This is a genomic window from Peteryoungia wuzhouensis (genome assembly GCF_003205195.1).
GTDB lineage: Bacteria > Pseudomonadota > Alphaproteobacteria > Rhizobiales > Rhizobiaceae > Allorhizobium > Allorhizobium wuzhouense.
On record NZ_QJRY01000001.1, the window covers coordinates 739,663 to 758,384 of the forward strand.

Sequence of the window (18,722 nt, forward strand, 5' to 3'; positions counted from 1 at the left end):
CGGTTCGTGTGCGAAGAGATTGGATCGAGGGGGCTGTGCCCGAGCTGGCGTCTGAGTACAAGCTGTCGGCCCTTGCGGATACGGGAGTGGCTTTCCTCTAGCGCAAAGGCCGGCCGAAGGAAACCGTCCCAATCACCGCAGGGTCAGGCGCGATGCAGAAGAAAGCGTTTCGCCAAGGAGACGCAGACCAAGCGCGCCGATCACCAGACCGGCCAGGCGATCGATGCCCGTCTTCCAGCGCAGATAGACCCGCTGTGCCCGCTCAGCCGAAAAGGCAAAGGCAACAATGGCATACCAGCCCGCCTCGACCAGGAAGATTGCCGGCGGCAGGGCCAGCAATAGAGCGAGTGACGGGGTCACCGGCATCATGGCGGCAAAAATGCTGGCATAAACCACAGCTGTCTTTGGATTGCTGACCTGGGTGGCGAAAGCCAAGCCGAGGCTGCGCCAAGGCGAGGAGAGTTGACCTGCCTCGCCGCCGCTGACGGGTGTCATCGGCACCTTCGCACCCTGCCAGATCCGGATGCCGAGATAGACGAGGTAAAGGCCGCCGGCCAATTTCAACACCAGATAAAGCCATTCCACCTGCTGGAGCAGTGCGACTAGGCCGACAAGGGCCAAGGTCGCGAAGAGCGCGCCGCCAAGTCCCATGCCGATGGCGCAGGCCAGGCCGTGGATGCGCGAATGGGACATGGAGATGCGCGATACCAGCACGAAGCTCGGCCCTGGGCTCATCGCGCCGACGGCGATTGCGAGGAGAATGATGGCGAGAACGCCCATCGTGGTCACAATCAAATCCGCCTTTTCCTAGATGTCCGCGAGGCACTCACCTTGCCAGGCCCCTGTCACAACACGGAGGCTAACGACCTGGCAGACCTCCCTCAAACCCTAGATACCCGGGCAACGCCGGGTCCTTCAGAATTCAGTCCGCCAGTACCCGTGGCGAGGGGAAGGTGACTTCCACGAGCGTGCCCTCGTTCGGGGTGGACGAGATCGCAAACTGGGCGCGATTGGCGTCGACCATGGCCTTGGTGAGCGGCAGGCCAAGGCCCGTGCCGTCGCCGCGATTGCGCGGCGTGCCGGTCGAGACCTGGCGGAACGGCTTCATCGCCTGTTCCAGTTCGCTGCGTGACATGCCGATGCCGGTATCGCGGATGCGCAGGATGACGCTGCCGTTTGCCTCATAGGCGGTGGAGACGATGATCTGGCCGCCCGAGGGCGTGTAACGAATGGCGTTGGCGAGGATGTTGAGCGCGATCTGCTTGATCGAGCGGCCGTCGGCGACAACGTTCGGGACAGCCTGGGACAAAGCCGTGCGAATGATCACGCGCTGGCTATTGGCCTGCGGCTGGACGATCGAGACCGCCGCCTGCACCATGTCGTTCAGGCCCACAGACGCGAAATCGAGCTCCATCTCGCCGGCTTCGATCTTGGAGATATCGAGCAGGTCGTTGACGATGTCGAGCACATGACGGCCAGAGCGCACGATGTCATGGGCATATTCGCCGTAACGCGGATGGCCGACCGGGCCAAAATGTTCGTTGGCCATCATGTCGGCAAAGCCGATGATGGCGTTGAGCGGCGTGCGGATCTCGTGGCTGACGCGGGCGAGGAAATCGGTCTTGTGGGCGTTTGCCGTCTCGGCGGCACGCTTGGCGTTGCGCAGTTCTTCTTCCGTGCGCTTCCACTGGGTGATGTCACGGATCACGGCGCAATAGCCGTTCGAGGAGTTCAGACGGCCGATGGTCATGAAGAGCGGCAGGAAGCCACCGGAGGCCTCGCGCCCGATGACCTCGCGCCCGTCGTTCAAGACGCTCGCCACGCCATGACCGGAGAGGTCGCTCAGGTAGTCGAGGATCGACTTCTGGCTTTCATGGGCAAACAGCATGACAAAGGGTTTGCCGCGCGTTTCCAGGTCGTCGAAATTGAACAGCGCACTGGCGGCCCGGTTCATCGAGCGAATGTCGCCGTCTGCATCCAGGATGACGACGCCGTCGGTCGCGGTTTCCAGGATCGAGCGCAACTCGTCGACCTCGACCTTGAGGCGCGCGAGTTCACCCGGCGGGGTCGTTTCCTCGCGCGGGCCGTCCCCTTCTTCTGCCTTGGTCGTGTGGCCAGGCTGGGCGATCAAGGCGAGCATCAGGGCGCTTGCATCGTCGAAGCGGACGGATTGCAGGCGGGCGGTGACCGGCACGAGGCGATCATCGGCGCAGACCGCAACCATGCGGGCGCTCTGGCCACCTTCTTCGTCGACATCCTGGCGCTGGATCAACGCATCGAGGCCACCGACGGCTTCCAGATCCTCCAGGGAGGAATAACCGGTGAGCGCGAAGAATTCCGGATTGGCGTGGATCAGCCTGTCGCCGACATGAACGAGCAGCGCCACGGGCATCAGGTCGACGATTTCGGCGCTGAGGCTGCGATCGCGACGGGACGGGAGACCGTCGATGACCGGCGCGGGCGGAAGCTCGACCGGGGGCGTTGCCGCACGACCGGCTTCGGTCGGGGTGGCGGGCTCGGCTGCTTCAGCCTGTGTCGGCTCGGTGCGCGGGAACACAGGTTCGTGCCCCGACGGGGTCTCCGGCGGAGCTGACGGCGATGTCGGCGGCGACATGCGGAGCGCCGGCGGCGGGGCGGCTGCCGGGTTGAGGGATTCCTCCACCCGCGCCCGCAGCCCCAAGGGGTCGAGCTTGCGGGCAATCTCGCGGAAGGCCGCCTGTTCGCCCGGGGTCAGGTTATCGCGGCTGCGGCTGCGGTGTTCTTCGAGCTGGACGATCTTGTCCGGCTGGCTCTGCTTTTGCGGCTGCATGATGCGCAGCACCGGCGGTTCGTAAACCGTTGTCGGAGGAGCATCCTCAGCCTTGACTGGCATAGCGGTTTCGGTGGCGTCAGCGTCGGTGTCCGTGCTCCGATCCCCCTCCCCGGCCTCTGAAACGCCGGCATCGAGGTCGGTTTCGTTGTCGTCGTCGCCGCCGACAATCCAGGTGTCGACATCATCGAGCTCAGGATGATGACGCTGCTCTTCTTCGAAATCCTCCGGCGGATGGTCTTCCCCTTCACGCAGCTCGGACAGGAACTCTTCGAGATCCTCCTCGCGCGTCGTTTCGGCAAGTTCAGGCGCTGCTGACAGCATATCTGCGCTGTCGGCCGACGGCACGAAGGTCAGGCCCGTTGCATTGGGGTCTTCCTGTGCATCCGTGCCGCGAACGATGCCGAAGCCGCGGAAGCCGTCGAAATCACGGTTGCGGGTGTAGGTGGGCAAAGCTGCGAGGTCGACGGGCACGACGAGGCTCGTTCCCTCGACCGGCCAGAGGATGGTCTTTCCGGACCAGGTGTCGCGCTTCTTCAGAAGCTCACCGATCTTGCCTTCCGGGTCGAGATTAAAAAGGGCGGCGAGGTCGGAAAAGGCGACACCGTTGATATCGGCCGCCCGTGGCCCAACGGCGTGGGCGAATTCCGGCGAGACTTCGCTAAAGCGCCCTTCGGCATCGATCTTCCAGACGAAACGCGTGGCGCGGCGGCCGCGTTCGAAAACGAAGGGCTTATCCCCGGCGAGAACGGGCGAGGAGAACATGCGGACGGTGGTTGCGGCTTCGGCGGTCGGATCGGACGGTGTGTCTGTCACGGCAGGCGCCGCATCGGGCGCAGCCTCCGGCAGGGCTTCGGCTTCGCTGTTCTGAGACTGATCCGGGCTTACGGCTTCGTCTGCCGCAAGCGTCTCTTCCGGTTCAGTCGCGGCAACCGTTTCCGGAAGATCCTGATCTTCGCCGGCGATGATTTCATCACCCTGAAGCTCGGCCGTGGCGTCCGGCGCGGTTTCGGTTTCCGCGCCGTCATCTCCTGCGCGTTCGTCTGCGGCCTGTGTTTCCACGCCGGTGTAATCGAGCGCGGCGTCATCTTCCGCTACCGGCTCGATTTCCTCGATTTCACCGATCGCATCGATCACGGCGGAGAAGGGTTCTGCAGTCTCGACAGAATCAGCCGTATCTTCGACCTGCTCCATATCCGCAGCTGCCGGCTCGTCGGTATCGTCGGCGCGCACCGGCTCGGCGATCGCCACCGGCAGATCCGATTCCAGGGGTTCCGAGACCGCCTCCACGGCCGCTGTCTCGTTGAAATCGTCGCTCGGGTCCATCTGTCCGAGAATCGTCTCCACGGCGAACAGCAGATGCAGCGACGGATCGTCGGAAATCTTGCCGATCGCGGCCGGCAGGTAACCGCGGCCGGTCGGGATCGGACGCTTCACGAGGCGATCGGCATCCGCCTCGACGAGGGCGATCAGCATGCGTGCCGTGTGCGTGGTCATGCCGAGCTTGGCGAACTCGGCAGAACCGGCAACCACATTGCCGTCCGAATCGAGGACCGCCATATGGGTGTCGGGATCATCGAAGCCGCTCATCAGGTCCCGCGCGCGCTCGGCAATGCCAAGCCGACCCTTGCCAAGGGCGGGAACCGCCAGGAGGACGACGGGCTCGCCGGCGCGAATTTCGATGCGCTCGGCGGTTGCCGTGACCGGAATCTTCTGGAATCCCGATGTGACGCGCAGCATCAGGCTGCGGCTGTCGCCGGTTGCCTGCAGCTGTCGGGTGGCGGCATCGATCTGACGGAAGGTCACGTCCGCGCGATCCGGCCCCTCTTCGAGGAAGTCATAAATCGAGGCCTGGCCGAAGAATCGGGCGCCCGCGCCATTGCACCACAGGACACGCTCGAGCGCCGGCGAAAACAGCACGAGAGCCTCGCCCCTGGCCAGCCGGGGGCGGATCAGATCGTGCACGGCGACATCGATGAAGGGGTACTGGGCGGGCATTGCTGAACCTGTCACGTCATGGCCTCGAGGGCAAATTAACAGATTTTTAATAGCTAGGGAGGGGCCTTGGGTCCAGAAAGTGCGCGCTGTTTCGGTCGATAAGGTTAACCGGCCAGAATTACCCACATGCATCTTTTCTAATTGTGCGCCGCACAATCATGTTGCAACGCACCATATTCGATGCTATATAGAATTCATGCATGAACGAGCGGCCTGCACGGCCCCACAAGACAAGAGGAAATACGCCATGAATACCAAGGACATGTTCTCCTTCTCGACCTTCGATCCTTCCAAGATGCAGGAAAACTTCCGCGACTTCGCCGAAAAGGGCGCCGCACAGTCGAAGGAAGCCTATGCCAAGATGAAGGCCGCAACCGAAGAAGCCACCAAGACCGTGGAAGCCACCGTGCAGACCGCCCAGGCCGGCACCGTCGAACTCGGCCTCAAGGCCATCGACGCGCTGCGCACCAACACCGAGCATTCGCTCTCGCATCTCGAAGCCCTGCTCGGCGTGAAGTCGGTTGCCGAACTCTTCGAACTGCAGACCGCCTTCATCCGCAAGCAGGCTGAAGTGACGATCGAACAGGCCAAGGCGATCCAGGAAACCGCCAAGAAGGTTGCCGAATCCGTCGCCAAGCCGGGCAAGGAAGCCGCTGAAAAGGTCGCTTCGACCTTCAAGGCTGCCTGATCAGGCCTCCTGACACCAGATCCTCCCAGATCAGAGGGGCCGGGCTTTCGAGCCTAGCCCTTTTTCATGCCAGCCCATTTTGCATCATGCGCAGAAAGGGCTTGAAAAAAAATCTCACTGCTCGTATGTGACCCCTCGACGGCGTCAGCGACGCGGTCATGTGCGGTTGTAGCTCAGTTGGTTAGAGCGCAGGTTTGTGGCACCTGAGGTCGGAGGTTCGAGACCCCCCAACCGTACCATTTTTTCATTTCTCCCAAAGATTACATTCGAAGCGGCAAAACGCTCGGCGTTATCCCGTCTTGCTTGGTCGACGTCCGGCCAATAGGTCCTTGTGCGCCCCGAGCAGCTTTGCCATGCGGTCAACAACGATGCGGATTTCCCGTCGATGGCGATCATCGTTGTTCATCACGATCCATTGCCGGTGACGGAGCGCGGCGATCTCTTCGCCGGTCCGCTCCAGAGTTGGATCAAGGTCACCGACAAAGCATGGCAGGATCGCCATACCGGCTCCGGCCCTGACAAGATCGAGCAGCGAGCGTGGACGATTGGCCGTGACGACGATGCGATCCGGCTTATTTTGATGCGGCCAGCGCAGATAGTTTGAGACTGCATTTTCCGTATCCACAGCCAGCCACGGCTCGGCACCGATCCAATCACGATTGCGGGCGCGATAGACGGCATAGGCCACCTCGCCTGCGGCGACTGAGGCGAGGTTTGGCTCCTCCGGCTCGAAGGCGCGGATGCCGATATCGCTTTCACGATGGGCGAGACGGGCCCTTTGCTCGGCAACGTTCATATCGATACGAAAAGCATCTCGCTCCGTACGGATCGCGTGCATGTTCTGTGCTACCAGCCAGGCGATCCAGGTGCCGAGGCTGATGCGCACCAGCGCCTGCCCGCCGGTTCCCCGCCTCCATTCCTCTACCTTACGGCTCGCCGCCTCCAGTTCGGACAATTGCTCCAGCAATTGGCCACCGTCCAGGGTCAGCCGATACCCGGTCTGGCTGCGCAGGAAGAGTTCGCGGCCCAACCGCTGCTCCAGTTCGACCATGCGCCGCCCCAGCGTGGCGGGGCTGAGGCCCGTGGCGTCAGCGGCAGCGGTCAAGCCGCCCTGGCGGGCGATCACGATGAACAGCTGATAGGCATCCCAGGCTATGTCTTTCATGAATGAAAGACATAATGCATTCCTTCATGTTTATACAGCCAATTTTGATGAGTAACCTCTCCCCAGGTCCAGACTTGAAGGAGATCTCTCATGCTTGAGCCCCACATGATCCTTGCCATCCTGTCGCTGCAGAAGACCTGCGAGCGACCCTCAGGCCGGAAAGAGGAAGACGCCTTCTACCAGCGGTATCGGGAACCGATTTATCGGCGCTTTTATCAAAGATGGATTCGGCTTTCCAAACGTCTTCTGGGCCACCGTCAGCCGCGCGAGGCGGCACTGACCAGCGATCATCCTGTCCCGGCATTCGAGCCATGCCGCTGAATGCGGAAGAGCCCAGTGGGACGCACTGGGCTCTTCAATTTCTGTCTCTGAATGGCTCGATCAAGCCGCCCGAACCGTGCCCTGCCCGCGATCCGCCTCGATGCGGAACTGCTGGAGGAGATCGCGCAGGGCATCGGTCTGCAGCGACAGATCCTGCGTGGCGGCGGTTGCTTCTTCCACCATGGCGGCGTTTTGCTGGGTCATCTGGTCCATGCGGTTGACGGCGCCGTTGACTTCCTGCAGCGCGCCGGACTGTTCGCGGCTTGCCGAGGCGATCTTTTCCACGTGGTCGCTGATCGCTGATATCTGCGAGCCAATGCGCGACAGCACCTCGCCGGTCTGCTGGACATGGGTCGAGCCGCTTGCCACTTCCGCAGCCGAGCGGTTGATCAGGCCCTTGATCTCCTTCGCCGCATTGGCCGAGCGCTGGGCGAGCTCGCGGACTTCCTGGGCAACCACCGCAAACCCCTTGCCGGCTTCACCGGCACGGGCGGCTTCGACACCGGCGTTGAGGGCTAGGAGGTTCGTCTGGAAGGCGATTTCGTCGATCACGCCGATGATGTTCGAGATCTGACGCGAGGCATCCTCGATCCGGCCCATGGCCGAAATCGCACTGCCAACGACGACGGCGGATTCGTCGGCATTCTTCTTGGCTTCCCGCACGACGCCGTTCACTTCTTCCGCACGTTCCGAAGAGGAGCGAACGGCGACGGTGATTTCGTCGACGGCGGCGGCCGTCTCCTCAAGCGAAGCGGCCTGCTGTTCGGTGCGGCGGGCGAGATCCAAGGCGGACTGCGCCATCTGACGGCCATTGTTCTGGATCTGGTCCACATTGCCGGAGATCTGGTGCATGGTGTCACGCAGGCGGGCAAGCGACAGATTGAAGTCATTGCGCAACTGCTCAAGACGACCGTGGAAGCGGCCCTCGATCTCGAAGGAGATGTCGCCGACAGCGAGGCGCTCCAATGCCTGGGCAAGCTTGCCGACGGCATGGTCGATCTGCTGGTCGAGGGCCTGCTTGTCTTCGTCGTTGCGGCGGCGTTCGGCCTCTGCTTCCTGCTGCTCGCGTTGACGCTCGGATTCGATCTCGAGCTTGGTGCGGGCGTTGGTCTTGAAGACCGCCAATGCGCGGGCCATCGCGCCGATCTCGTCGCCGCGTCTGTCGCCGGCAATGCCGGCTTCGAGGTCTCCCTCGGCCAGACGCTGCATGGTGGCGGTGATCCGGGCAATCGGCCGCTGCAACGTCAGCACCAGCGCAAAGCCGCCGATGATGGCGAGGATCACGCCGGCAATGGTGGTGCCAATGGACAGGCGATTGGCTTCCTGGCGCTCGGTGCCGGCGGCATCCTTCTGCAGATCTGCAAACGAGGTGAGCGACGCCCAGATCGCATCCATGGTGCGGCTGGCATCGGCGAAGCTCTCGGCGCGGGCGCCGCTGGTCTTGACCAAAGTTTCCGAGTCTGATGTCAGCGAGGCCAGAAGCGGCTGGATTGCGCCTGCCAGGCTGTCGTAGAAGGCCTTGTCGGCAATGCTGCCGCCGAGCACGACGAGGTTGTCGCTGACCAGCTTGATCTGGCGCAGCAGCGGCTCGCGGGCCTTGTCGTCCTTGACGTTGAGGAAGTTGGCAGCGACCAGGCGCAGGTCATAGACGTCCGCCACCAGCATGCGGCTGCCAGCCTGCACATCGTCGGCCTGGACAGCACCCGTTTCGACAGCCGCAAACTTCTCGACCGATGACGCGTATTTCTCCTTCGCGCCCTGATCCAGCGTCGTGGCAAAGCCCCGGAAACGGGCCGTGATGGAGCCGAGTTTGCGACCGGCCTCCAGGCTGGTGTCGCCGGTTGCGATCTCGGTCTTCAGTTCGCCGATGGCAACCTGGAACTCCTTGGCCATGGGCTTTTGTTTGGCGGGCAGCGCGTTGGCGATCTTGCGCTGGGTCTTCACCAGTTCGGGAAGCTGCTTCTGCAGATAGGGGATCTGCGCCTCGGGCAGGCCGGCTGCAAAATAGCCGCGGACAAATTCGGCAAGCTGGGTGGCCGCAGCGGAGAGACGATCGGCTTCGCGAAGGGCCGCCTTGGCGTCAGCTTCGCCACTGACGACCGCGCGCTGCAGTTTCTGCGCTTCGTCGCCAACGCGGATCTGCTGCGCCATCAGGCCCTTCAGATGCTCCTGAATGGCGGTGGCGGTCTGAACCTCCGCCTGATGCAACTGCCAGAGGGCAGCGATCTTCTGGTTGATCGCGCCGGTGCCGGCGATCGCTTCGTCGAGGAAGTTGCGGCCCATGCCGCCTTCGCCGATCTCGGCGATATTGTCCTTCAGCGTCGCCTGCTGGGCGTCGAGTTGGGAGACGACGGCGGTGCGGGTTTCATCCGAGGTCTCGTTGAGGAACCGGGTCATGGCCGCGTTCACACTGCGAAAGCCGTTCAGCGAGCGCATCGTGCCGTTGGAAATCTCCATCCGCTGCTGCAGCAGTCCCGACGCGTAAAGCCCCATCAGACCGACGGCGGTTATCGACAGCACAAAGGGAAGCACGAAGGCCATGACCTTCGTCGAAATCGAAAATCGGGACAAAATATGATCGATCAAAACGCGTCCTCCACGCAAGAGGAGACAGGCTCCTCCGAAACATTCCAAGTCTGCGCAGACAGGATCCGCGCCGACAGTCCTCCACTCCGAGGATCAGAATGACCGGAAAAGTATCAAGGCGAGGTTAAGCGCTTAATCCGAGGAACTGCGGGGCCGACTGTTCTTGTTCCAGGCCGGAGCAAGGATACCGCCTATCGGGCGGCACCATCGGGTCTTGCGCGTCATGCGGGGCGCATGCGGAGGCGAAGCCAGGGGCGACAGACCCGTTCACCTCAATCGCGTGGGGATATGGTCAACCGAGGAGATAGCTGGTCGCGAGAGTTGCCAGCATGCTTGCGGCAAACAGGCTGCTGATCAGCAGCGCCCGGAGGGTGTTTCGCTCTTCGTCCTGCCGGCGGGTGACGGCGATGGCAATGGCGCGGGGCTTGCGGTTCTCAGGGGTCATCAATGCAATCCTTGAAAAGGTCCGTGACGAGAACATGCCTGTTTGGCTGCCGGCCTGACGTCATGTCGCGGCTTATCTCCTGCCGCGCCGGCATTCTGTCAGGATGGCCGACGCATGTTAACAAGTCCTGAATTACAATGCAAAGCTTGCCTGTAACCGGCGAAAAGCATCAGACGCTTTCGCCGGCCGCATGCCCCGATGCCCAGGCCCACTGAAAATTGTAGCCGCCGAGCCAGCCCGTCACGTCGACGCATTCGCCGATGAAGAAGAGGCCGGGCACGTCCTTCGCTTGCATGCTGCGGCTGTCGAGCTTTCGGGTGTCGATACCGCCCAAGGTCACCTCGGCCGTGCGATAGCCCTCGGAGCCTGCCGGCTTCAGGCGCCAGCCACGGATCTGATCGGCCAGCGCGACGAGCGCTTTGTCCGGGAGATCGGCGAGCGGACGTTCCAGCTTGTGCGTCTCGGCAAGGTATTGTGCCAGGCGCTTGGGCAGGTGCTGGGCCAGCACCGTCTGCACCTGCTGGCGCCCGTTGTCGCGTTTGGCAGATTTCAGGATCTCGGCAAAATCGCGGTCCGGCTCCAGCGACATGACAATCTCGTCGCCCTCCCGCCAGTAGCTCGAGATCTGCAGGATGGCCGGGCCTGAGAGACCGCGATGGGTGAACAGCATGGCCTCACGGAAATGCGTCTTGCCATGGGCGATATCGGCCTCGACGGCGACACCGGCGAGATCGGACAGGGAAGACAGCAGGTTGGGTTCCAGCGTCAGCGGCACGAGCGCGGGCCTCGTCTCCGTCACGGAGAGGCCGAACTGCTCGGCGATGCGATAGGCAAATCCGGTCGCGGCCATCTTGGGGATCGACTTGCCGCCGGAGGCGATCACCAGATTGCGGGCAAGGACCGTGCCGTCGCTCGTCTGCAGACGGAAACCATCAAGGTTCTTCGCGACATCAGAGATTTCGCAGGACAGTTTCAGTTCGACATGGGCCGCGCGCATCTCGTCGAGCAGCATGCGGATGATGTCCCTGGCGCTGTCGTCGCAGAAGAGCTGGCCGAGCGTCTTTTCATGCCAGGCGATCTTGTGGCGGTCGACCAGCGCGATGAAATCGGAAGGCGTGTAGCGGGCGAGCGCCGATTTGGCGAAATGCGGATTTTCGGAGATGTAGTTCTTCGGACCCGCATGGATATTGGTAAAGTTGCAGCGCCCGCCGCCGGAGATGCGGATCTTCTCGCCCGGTGCTTTCGCATGATCGAGCACGACGACGGAGCGGCCGCGCCTTCCGGCGGTGAAAGCCGCCATCATGCCGGCAGCTCCGGCTCCGATGATGGCGACGTCATAGGTCATGGCCATGCCGCTTCTCCTGTCAGCTCCGCGCCTGTCTCGGCAAACTTTTGATCAAAGTCAACGCTCCCCCCTCGCCATTGAGGAAAGTCTGGTTATGATGGAACCCATCAACAACCAACCGGTGAGACATGCCTCCGAAGAAGCCCATGCAGAGACCCCTCAACGTCACATCCAAGAAGACGAGCGTTCCGCCGGACCCTGGATCGAAGCGTGGCGTCTCGAGCTGGAAGGAGGCGGCCAACTGGCTGAGGGCGCGTGGCATCGAGGACATCGAATGCATCACGCCAGACCTTGCCGGCGTGCCGCGCGGCAAGATGATGCCGTCGTCGAAGTTCACCTCGAACACGTCGCTGGCCCTCCCCTCCGCGATCTACCGCCATACGATTTCCGGCGAGTATCCGGATGAGACGGAGAATTTCCGTTATGAGCCGCGCGACAGCGATCTGAAGCTGCTGCCCGACCTTTCCACGCTGGCGGTCGTCCCGTGGGAAACGGACCCGACCGCCCAGGTGATCTGCGACATCGTCGATTCCGACGGCGAGAACGTATCCTACACACCGCGCAACGTCTTGAAGAACGTTCTTCGTCTCTACGAAGAAAAGGGCTGGAAACCGGTCGTCGCGCCGGAGATCGAGTTCTACCTCGTCGCGATGAACGATGATCCGGACTATCCGCTGCATCCGCCGAAAGGTCGGTCCGGCCGTTCGATCGTCGGAGGCCAGGGCTATTCGATTGCCGGGATCAACGAATTCGACGAGTTGATCGACGACATCTACCACTTCTCGGAAAAGCAGGGGCTGGAGATCGACACCCTGATCCACGAGGAAGGTCCCGCCCAGCTCGAAATCAACCTGCGCCACGGCAATCCGATCGAACTTGCCGACCAGGTGTTCATGTTCAAGCGCACGATCCGCGAGGCGGCGCTGAAGCATGGCATCTACGCCACCTTCATGGCCAAGCCGATGCAGGGCCAGCCGGGTTCGGCGATGCACATCCACCAGTCGGTGGTCGACATCAAGACGGGCAAAAACGTCTTCTCGAAGCCGGACGGGTCGGCCTCGCCGGAGTTCTTCCACTTCATCGGCGGCATGCAGAAATATGTGCCGAGCGCGCTGGCGATGCTGGCACCTTACGTGAACTCCTATCGCCGGCTGACGCCCGACATGGCGGCTCCGGTCAACAATGCCTGGGGTTACGACAACCGGACGACAGCCTTCCGCGTGCCGGTGTCCGATGCTGCCGCGCGGCGCGTGGAGAACCGGCTCCCGAGTTCGGATGCAAACCCCTATCTCGCGCTCGCGGCTTCACTCGCCTGCGGCTATCTCGGCATCGTCAAGGAGATCGAACCGACGGCTGCCGCCGAAGGATCGGAGAACGAGGGATCGGTCGACTTGCCGCGCGGTCTCCTGGAAGCGGTGTCCCTGATGGAAAGCCAGGCTGATTTCCACGACGTCTTCGGTCGAGAGTTCATCGGGCTCTATGCCGGGGTCAAACGCGGCGAATTCGAAACCTTCATGCAGGTTATCAGCCCGTGGGAACGCGAATTCCTCCTGCTTAACGTGTGAGGGAGTTGGCCCCATGACATGGCAAAGCCCGATCGCACCGGGGATCTCCTGGTATCAGGCCAGCGTCGGCGAGCGCCCGGAATATCCTGAACTCGACGGCTCGGTGAGCGTCGACGTCGCCATCATCGGCGGCGGCTTCACCGGTCTCCAGGCCGCGTTCAACCTGCGGCGCCTTGGCGCCTCCGTTGTTCTGATCGAGGGCAGCCGCTTCGGTGACGGAGCGTCCGGCCGCAACGGCGGACAACTCGGCACCGGCCAGCGCGCCTGGCCGGCCGAACTCGAAGAGGAACTCGGCTACGAACGGTCGAAGGCGCTGTTCGACATGGCGGAGAATGCGAAGCGTTACCTGCTCGACTTCGCCGAACAACACGGCATCGACATGGAATACATGCCGGGCCAGATGAATGTCGCGCACAAACGCGGCTGGGAAAAAGACTATCGGCACGATGCCGATGTCATGGCTGAGCGATATGGCTATCCGCATGTTTCGTTCATGGACGAAGCCGAGACGCAGGAGAGACTGGGCTCCAAGCGCTATCACTACGGCGTGCGGGACAGCGGCACCGGCCATATCCACCCGCTGAAGCTGTTGGTGGGGCTGGCAAGAGTGGCCGCGTCTGCCGGGGCGATGATCCACGAAATGACGCCAGCCAGGGCGATCCGCCAGGCCGGCGGCAAAACGGTCATCGATACGCCGAAAGGCACGATTACCGCCGATCGCGTGCTGATCGCGACCAATGCCTATATCGGCAATCTGGAGCCGGTGACGGCGGCCCATGTCATGCCGATCCGATCCTTCATCGGGGCGACCGTGCCGCTGGACACGTTTCCGGAAGTGCTTCCGGGTTCGGAAGCGGTGGCCGACAGCCGGTTTGTGGTGCGCTATTTCCGCAAGACGCAGGACGGGCGGCTGCTGTTCGGCGGACGCGAGGCTTATACCTCCGACAGTCCGCGCGACATCTCCAGCCACATCCGCCGACAGATTGCCGAGATCTACCCTGCTCTCGCATCGGTCGAGATGACCCATGCGTGGGGCGGCTCGGTCGGCATCACCATGCCACGCAAACCGTTTGCGCGGGACGTCCTGCCGGGCGTCACGTCGCTTGCCGGCTATTCCGGCCACGGCGTCATGCTGTCGAACTATTGTGGCAAGATGTATGCGGATACGATCGCTGGGAACGCCCGAGAACTGGATGCACTTAAGGATCTGAAGATCCCGCCCTTCCCCGGCGGTGGCCGCCTGCGCAAACCCCTGCTCTTCCTCGCGCTCACATGGTATGCGCTTCGGGACCGATTCTGATCATCGTGCCCGCGATCCAATGTCGCAGATAAGGATGTATTCATCCTTTCGGCGGCATTGGTTCGACAAATTTCCGGGCGCAGGGTGGCTTTTTTAAATCGATTAGATTAGAACCGGTGCAACGCTTTTCCGAATGAGAGACGCCGCATGAGCAGCCAGATCATCCCCGTGGAACCCTTTGACTACGTCGTCTTCGGCGGCACCGGCGACTTGGCCGAACGCAAGCTTCTGCCGGCGCTGTATCATCGCCAGCTGGCCGGCCAGTTGACCGAGCCGACCCGCGTGATCGGCGCCTCGCGCACCGCCATGACCGACGACGAGTATCGCAAGTTCACGCTTGACGCGCTGAAGGAGCATCTGAAGGCGGAAGAACTGGAAGAAGCCGAGCTCGCGAAATTTCTTGCCCGCATCCACTACGTTTCGGTCGACGCCAAGTCGGATCAGGGCTGGGAAGATCTGAAAAAGCTTCTCGACCAGGGCAAGGACATCGTTCGCGCCTTCTATCTCGCTGTTTCGCCGGCGATTTTCGGTGACATCGCGGACAAGATCCGCGACCACAAGCTGATCACCAAGTCGACCCGCATCGTCGTCGAGAAACCGATCGGCCGTGACCTCGCCTCTGCGCAGGCGCTGAACGACACGATCGGCAAGGTGTTCAAGGAAGAGCAGATCTTCCGCATCGACCACTATCTCGGCAAGGAGACGGTGCAGAACCTGATGGCGCTTCGCTTCGCCAATGCGCTCTACGAGCCGCTGTGGAACTCCGCCCATATCGACCACGTGCAGATCACGGTTGCCGAATCCGTCGGTCTCGAAGGCCGCGTGACCTATTACGACAAGGCCGGCGCGCTGCGTGACATGGTGCAGAACCACATCCTGCAGCTTCTCTGCCTCGTGGCCATGGAGGCCCCGTCCTCGCTCGATGCCGAAGCCGTGCGCGACGAAAAGCTGAAGGTTCTGCGTTCGCTGAAGCCGATTACGCCGGCCAATGTCGAGAAGCAGACGGTTCGCGGACAGTACCGCGCCGGTGCCTCGGCGGGCGGTGCAGTCAACGGCTACCAGGAAGAACTGGGCGCGGTCTCCGATACGGAAACCTTCGTCGCCATCAAGGCGGAGATCAACAACTGGCGTTGGGCGGGCGTGCCCTTCTACCTGCGCACCGGCAAACGTCTCGCAACCCGGATGTCGGAAATCGTCATCGCCTTCAAGCCGATCCCGCATTCGATCTTCGGCGATGCGGCCGGCCGGATCGAAGCCAACAAGCTGGTGATCCGCCTGCAGCCGGACGAAGGCGTCAAGCAGTGGCTGATGATCAAGGATCCGGGTCCGGGCGGCATGCGCCTGCGCCACGTTTCACTCGACATGAGTTTTGCCCAGGCATTCGACGTCCGCAATCCGGATGCCTATGAACGCCTCTTGATGGATGTCATCCGCTCGAACCAGACGCTGTTCATGCGCCGCGACGAAGTGGAAGCGGCATGGAAGTGGTGTGATCCGATCCTGAAATCCTGGGAAGAGATCGGCCAGAAGGCTCAAGGCTATACGTCCGGCACCTGGGGACCGAGCCAGGCCATTGCGCTGATCGAGCGCGACGGCCGCACATGGCACGAAAACGACTGAGGCCGGGATCGATGGCGTATCAGATGCATAGTTTCGAGACCGCCTCACTCCTGGCGGCAGCGCTTGCAGACCGCGTTGCGGCGGCTCTCTCTGCCGCCATCGCGGCGCGGGGAGACGCAACGCTCGCCGTATCCGGCGGATCAACCCCCAAGGCCTTTTTCGAAGCCCTTTCGAGCCGCGCAATCGATTGGCCCAAGGTCAAGGTGACGCTGGTCGACGAAAGGTTCGTTCCGGAGGACAATCCGCGTTCGAATCATTTGCTGGTCAAGACCCACCTGCTGAAGGGCGCTGCGGCGATGGCGCAGTTCGTGCCGCTCTATCGGCCGGAAGCGACAATCGAGGACGCGGCAATCACGGCATCCGGCATCGTTCCCGGCATGACGGGGCCTTTCGATGTCGTCATTCTCGGCATGGGCACGGATGGCCACACCGCCTCCTTCTTCCCGGGCGGAGATCACCTCACCGCCGCGCTGGACCTTACCCTGCCCCGGCGCGTCATGACGATGGAAGCGCCCGGTGCAGGCGAAGCCCGGCTGACGCTCTCCTTCTCGGCCTTGCAGGATGCCGGTCTTCTCGTCATCCATATCGAGGGCGCGGAGAAGAAGAGTGTGCTTGAAAAAGCGACTGCCGGAACGGACGAAGCCGAAATGCCGATCCGTGCGGTGCTTGAACGGGCAGCGACAACGCCCGAGATCTACTGGGCGCCCTGAACGGGTGACCCTTGCCATGCCGTGACGGATCACGGTCTGGCCCGATGCGCGACAACCCGATGTCCGGGCCTGGAGGCCCTGCGCGAAGCGTGACCAGACGCGCGCGCCGAAAGAGGAGCGAAATCCTATGAGTGCAGACAGCCGTATCGAAGCCATCACCAAGCGGATCGTCGAGCGATCCAAGCCGACGCGTGAGGTTTATCTCGACCGGACGCGCCGGGCGATCTCCAAGGGCGTGCACCGCTCTACCCTGTCTTGCGGCAACCTCGCCCACGGCTTTGCCGTCTGTTCCCCCTCGGACAAGGCGGCCCTTGCCGGCGACGTGGTGCCCAATCTCGGCATCATCACCGCTTATAACGACATGCTCTCCGCCCACCAGCCCTTCGAGACCTATCCGGCGCTGATCCGTCAGGCGGCAGCGGAAGCGGGTGGCGTGGCACAGGTCGCGGGCGGCGTTCCCGCCATGTGCGACGGCGTGACCCAAGGGCAGCCAGGCATGGAGCTGTCGCTCTTTTCCCGCGATGCGATCGCCATGGCAGCCGCGATTGGCCTGTCGCATAACATGTTCGATGCCGCAGTCTATCTCGGCGTGTGCGACAAGATCGTGCCCGGCCTGATGATCGCAGCCCTGACCTTCGGCCACCTCCCGTCTGTCTTCATTCCAGCCGGCCCGATGACGACCGGCCTGCCGAATGACGAGAAGTCGCGCATCCGGCAGCTCTATGCCGAAGGCAAGGTTGGTCGCGCCGAGCTGCTCGAGGCGGAATCCAAGTCGTATCACGGGCCCGGCACCTGCACCTTCTACGGCACTGCAAACTCCAACCAGATGCTGATGGAGATCATGGGCTTCCACCTGCCGGGTGCCTCCTTCATCAATCCCGGCACGCCGCTGCGCGACGCGCTGACCAAGGAAGCGACGAAGCGGGCGCTTGCCATTACCGCGCTGGGCAATGAGTTCACGCCCGCAGGCGAGATGATCGACGAACGTTCGATCGTCAACGGCGTGGTCGGCCTGCATGCCACCGGCGGCTCGACCAACCATACGCTGCACCTGATCGCCATGGCTCGTGCCGGCGGCATCCAGCTGACTTGGCAGGATATCTCCGACCTGTCGGATATCGTGCCGCTGCTCGCCCGCGTCTATCCGAATGGGCTCGCCGACGTGAACCATTTTCACGCGGCAGGCGGCATGGGCTTCCTGATCAAGCAGCTGCTCAAGGCCGGCTATGTGCATGATGACGTGCGCACGGTCTATGGCCAGGGGCTCGCTGCATACACGATCGATCCGAAGCTCGCCGAAGACGGCACGGTATCGCGCGAGCCGGCCTCCGAGGTCAGCGCCGATCCCAAGGTGCTCAGCACAATCGACAAGCCGTTCCAGTCGAATGGCGGCTTGAAGATGCTGACCGGCAATCTCGGCAAGGGCGTGATCAAGATTTCGGCGGTGAAGCCGGAGCGGCATGTCATCGAAGCACCAGCGATCGTTTTCCACGACCAGCAGGAACTGCAGGACGCGTTCAAGGCCGGCAAGCTGGAGAAGGACTTCATCGCGGTCGTCCGCTTCCAGGGACCGAAGGCCAATGGCATGCCGGAACTGCACCGCCTGACCCCTCCGCTCGGTGTGCTGCAGGACCGCGGCTTCAAGGTGGCGCTGGTGACCGACGGCCGCATGTCCGGCGCATCCGGCAAGGTACCGGCAGCGATCCATGTGACACCGGAGGCGGTGGACGGCGGGCCGATCGCGCGGATCAAGGACGGCGACATCATTCGCCTCGACGCCATTGCCGGGACACTCGAAGTTCTGGTCGGCGCTGCCGAACTTGCCTCTCGTGACAATGCGACTACCGATCTCGACGCCAATGAATTCGGCATGGGTCGCGAGCTTTTCGCCAGTTTCCGGCGGATTGCCGGTCCGGCAGACCAGGGCGCCAGCGTACTTTTCTAATAAAGCTTTCCCTTACAACAGCCAGGCCGCGAAAACTCGCGGCCTTTTTTTGCGGTCAGATCCAGCAATTGTGACAAAAATCGGCCGGCTTAACGCATTCGAAACCTCTAATATTGTATATTTCGATACAGAAAAGCCTGCAGAATCAGGAAGATATACGAATCTCGCCAATCTTCATGACAGTTCTGCATTTTGTCTACCTTCGTTCGGGACGGAGCGAAGGTC

General features: G+C 62.4%; 13 protein-coding genes and 1 tRNA gene. 8 read left to right on the forward strand and 6 right to left on the reverse strand.

Annotation, left to right across the window (positions count from 1 at the left end; genetic code table 11):
• Nucleotides 1–132 precede the first annotated feature (132 nt).
• The gene (locus tag DMY87_RS03705; RefSeq protein WP_165826157.1) at nt 133–789 is read right to left on the reverse strand and encodes a LysE family translocator; all 657 of its coding nucleotides are present in this window, start codon (nt 787–789) and stop codon (nt 133–135) included.
• Nucleotides 790–922: 133 nt separating this feature from the next.
• Nucleotides 923–4,807, reverse strand: coding sequence for an ATP-binding protein (locus DMY87_RS03710; protein WP_110789907.1), 3,885 nt, complete (start codon nt 4,805–4,807; stop codon nt 923–925).
• Nucleotides 4,808–5,054: 247 nt separating this feature from the next.
• On the opposite strand from DMY87_RS03710, the gene DMY87_RS03715 reads away from it, so the two are divergent.
• Both DMY87_RS03715 and DMY87_RS03720 read left to right on the forward strand, forming a co-directional pair.
• Nucleotides 5,055–5,495: a phasin gene (locus DMY87_RS03715; protein WP_110789908.1), complete on the forward strand. Its 441-nt coding sequence runs from the start codon at nt 5,055–5,057 to the stop codon at nt 5,493–5,495.
• A gap of 162 nt (nt 5,496–5,657) precedes the next feature.
• Nucleotides 5,658–5,734 (forward strand) — tRNA-His (locus tag DMY87_RS03720).
• A 50-nt stretch (nt 5,735–5,784) separates the two neighbouring features.
• Here DMY87_RS03720 and DMY87_RS03725 read toward each other — a convergent pair.
• The gene (locus DMY87_RS03725) at nt 5,785–6,660 is read right to left on the reverse strand and encodes a LysR family transcriptional regulator (RefSeq protein WP_110789909.1); all 876 of its coding nucleotides are present in this window, start codon (nt 6,658–6,660) and stop codon (nt 5,785–5,787) included.
• Between the two features lie 105 nt (nt 6,661–6,765).
• Here DMY87_RS03725 and DMY87_RS03730 point away from each other — a divergent pair, with 105 nt between their 5' ends.
• Complete coding sequence (locus tag DMY87_RS03730) at nt 6,766–6,981, forward strand: hypothetical protein (RefSeq protein ID WP_133252995.1); 216 nt, start codon at nt 6,766–6,768, stop codon at nt 6,979–6,981.
• A 60-nt stretch (nt 6,982–7,041) separates the two neighbouring features.
• On the opposite strand, the gene DMY87_RS03735 is transcribed toward DMY87_RS03730, so the two are convergent.
• The 3 genes from DMY87_RS03735 to DMY87_RS03740 form a co-directional block, all read right to left on the reverse strand.
• On the reverse strand, nt 7,042–9,567 hold the full coding sequence (locus DMY87_RS03735) for a methyl-accepting chemotaxis protein (RefSeq protein WP_425353460.1): 2,526 nt from the start codon (nt 9,565–9,567) through the stop codon (nt 7,042–7,044).
• Between the two features lie 292 nt (nt 9,568–9,859).
• On the reverse strand, nt 9,860–10,012 hold the full coding sequence (locus tag DMY87_RS24100) for a hypothetical protein (protein WP_165826134.1): 153 nt from the start codon (nt 10,010–10,012) through the stop codon (nt 9,860–9,862).
• 169 nt (nt 10,013–10,181) lie between these two features.
• Complete coding sequence (locus tag DMY87_RS03740) at nt 10,182–11,363, reverse strand: BaiN/RdsA family NAD(P)/FAD-dependent oxidoreductase (protein WP_110789911.1); 1,182 nt, start codon at nt 11,361–11,363, stop codon at nt 10,182–10,184.
• 122 nt (nt 11,364–11,485) lie between these two features.
• On the opposite strand from DMY87_RS03740, the gene DMY87_RS03745 reads away from it, so the two are divergent.
• From DMY87_RS03745 to edd, 5 genes are all read left to right on the forward strand, one after another.
• On the forward strand, nt 11,486–12,922 hold the full coding sequence (locus DMY87_RS03745; RefSeq protein WP_110789912.1) for a glutamine synthetase family protein: 1,437 nt from the start codon (nt 11,486–11,488) through the stop codon (nt 12,920–12,922).
• A gap of 13 nt (nt 12,923–12,935) precedes the next feature.
• Nucleotides 12,936–14,222, forward strand: a complete 1,287-nt coding sequence (locus tag DMY87_RS03750; protein ID WP_110789913.1) for an NAD(P)/FAD-dependent oxidoreductase — start codon at nt 12,936–12,938, stop codon at nt 14,220–14,222.
• A gap of 147 nt (nt 14,223–14,369) precedes the next feature.
• Nucleotides 14,370–15,842 carry a glucose-6-phosphate dehydrogenase gene (gene zwf / locus DMY87_RS03755; RefSeq protein ID WP_110789914.1) on the forward strand — a complete coding sequence of 491 codons (1,473 nt, stop codon included), beginning with the start codon at nt 14,370–14,372 and terminating at the stop codon, nt 15,840–15,842.
• An 11-nt stretch (nt 15,843–15,853) separates the two neighbouring features.
• On the forward strand, nt 15,854–16,552 hold the full coding sequence (gene pgl / locus DMY87_RS03760; RefSeq protein WP_110789915.1) for a 6-phosphogluconolactonase: 699 nt from the start codon (nt 15,854–15,856) through the stop codon (nt 16,550–16,552).
• A 127-nt stretch (nt 16,553–16,679) separates the two neighbouring features.
• Nucleotides 16,680–18,497, forward strand: coding sequence for a phosphogluconate dehydratase (edd, locus tag DMY87_RS03765; RefSeq protein WP_110789916.1), 1,818 nt, complete (start codon nt 16,680–16,682; stop codon nt 18,495–18,497).
• Nucleotides 18,498–18,722 lie beyond the last annotated feature (225 nt).

Coding starts and splice junctions, on each gene's coding strand:
- edd (WP_110789916.1), top strand. CDS start 16,680: ATGAGTGCAGACAGCCGTATCGAAGCCATCACCAAGCGGATCGTCGAG.
- zwf (WP_110789914.1), top strand. CDS start 14,370: ATGAGCAGCCAGATCATCCCCGTGGAACCCTTTGACTACGTCGTCTTC.
- DMY87_RS03740 (WP_110789911.1), bottom strand. CDS start 11,363: ATGGCCATGACCTATGACGTCGCCATCATCGGAGCCGGAGCTGCCGGC.
- DMY87_RS24100 (WP_165826134.1), bottom strand. CDS start 10,012: ATGACCCCTGAGAACCGCAAGCCCCGCGCCATTGCCATCGCCGTCACC.
- DMY87_RS03715 (WP_110789908.1), top strand. CDS start 5,055: ATGAATACCAAGGACATGTTCTCCTTCTCGACCTTCGATCCTTCCAAG.
- DMY87_RS03730 (WP_133252995.1), top strand. CDS start 6,766: ATGATCCTTGCCATCCTGTCGCTGCAGAAGACCTGCGAGCGACCCTCA.
- DMY87_RS03710 (WP_110789907.1), bottom strand. CDS start 4,807: ATGCCCGCCCAGTACCCCTTCATCGATGTCGCCGTGCACGATCTGATC.
- DMY87_RS03745 (WP_110789912.1), top strand. CDS start 11,486: ATGCCTCCGAAGAAGCCCATGCAGAGACCCCTCAACGTCACATCCAAG.
- DMY87_RS03725 (WP_110789909.1), bottom strand. CDS start 6,660: ATGAAAGACATAGCCTGGGATGCCTATCAGCTGTTCATCGTGATCGCC.
- pgl (WP_110789915.1), top strand. CDS start 15,854: ATGGCGTATCAGATGCATAGTTTCGAGACCGCCTCACTCCTGGCGGCA.
- DMY87_RS03750 (WP_110789913.1), top strand. CDS start 12,936: ATGACATGGCAAAGCCCGATCGCACCGGGGATCTCCTGGTATCAGGCC.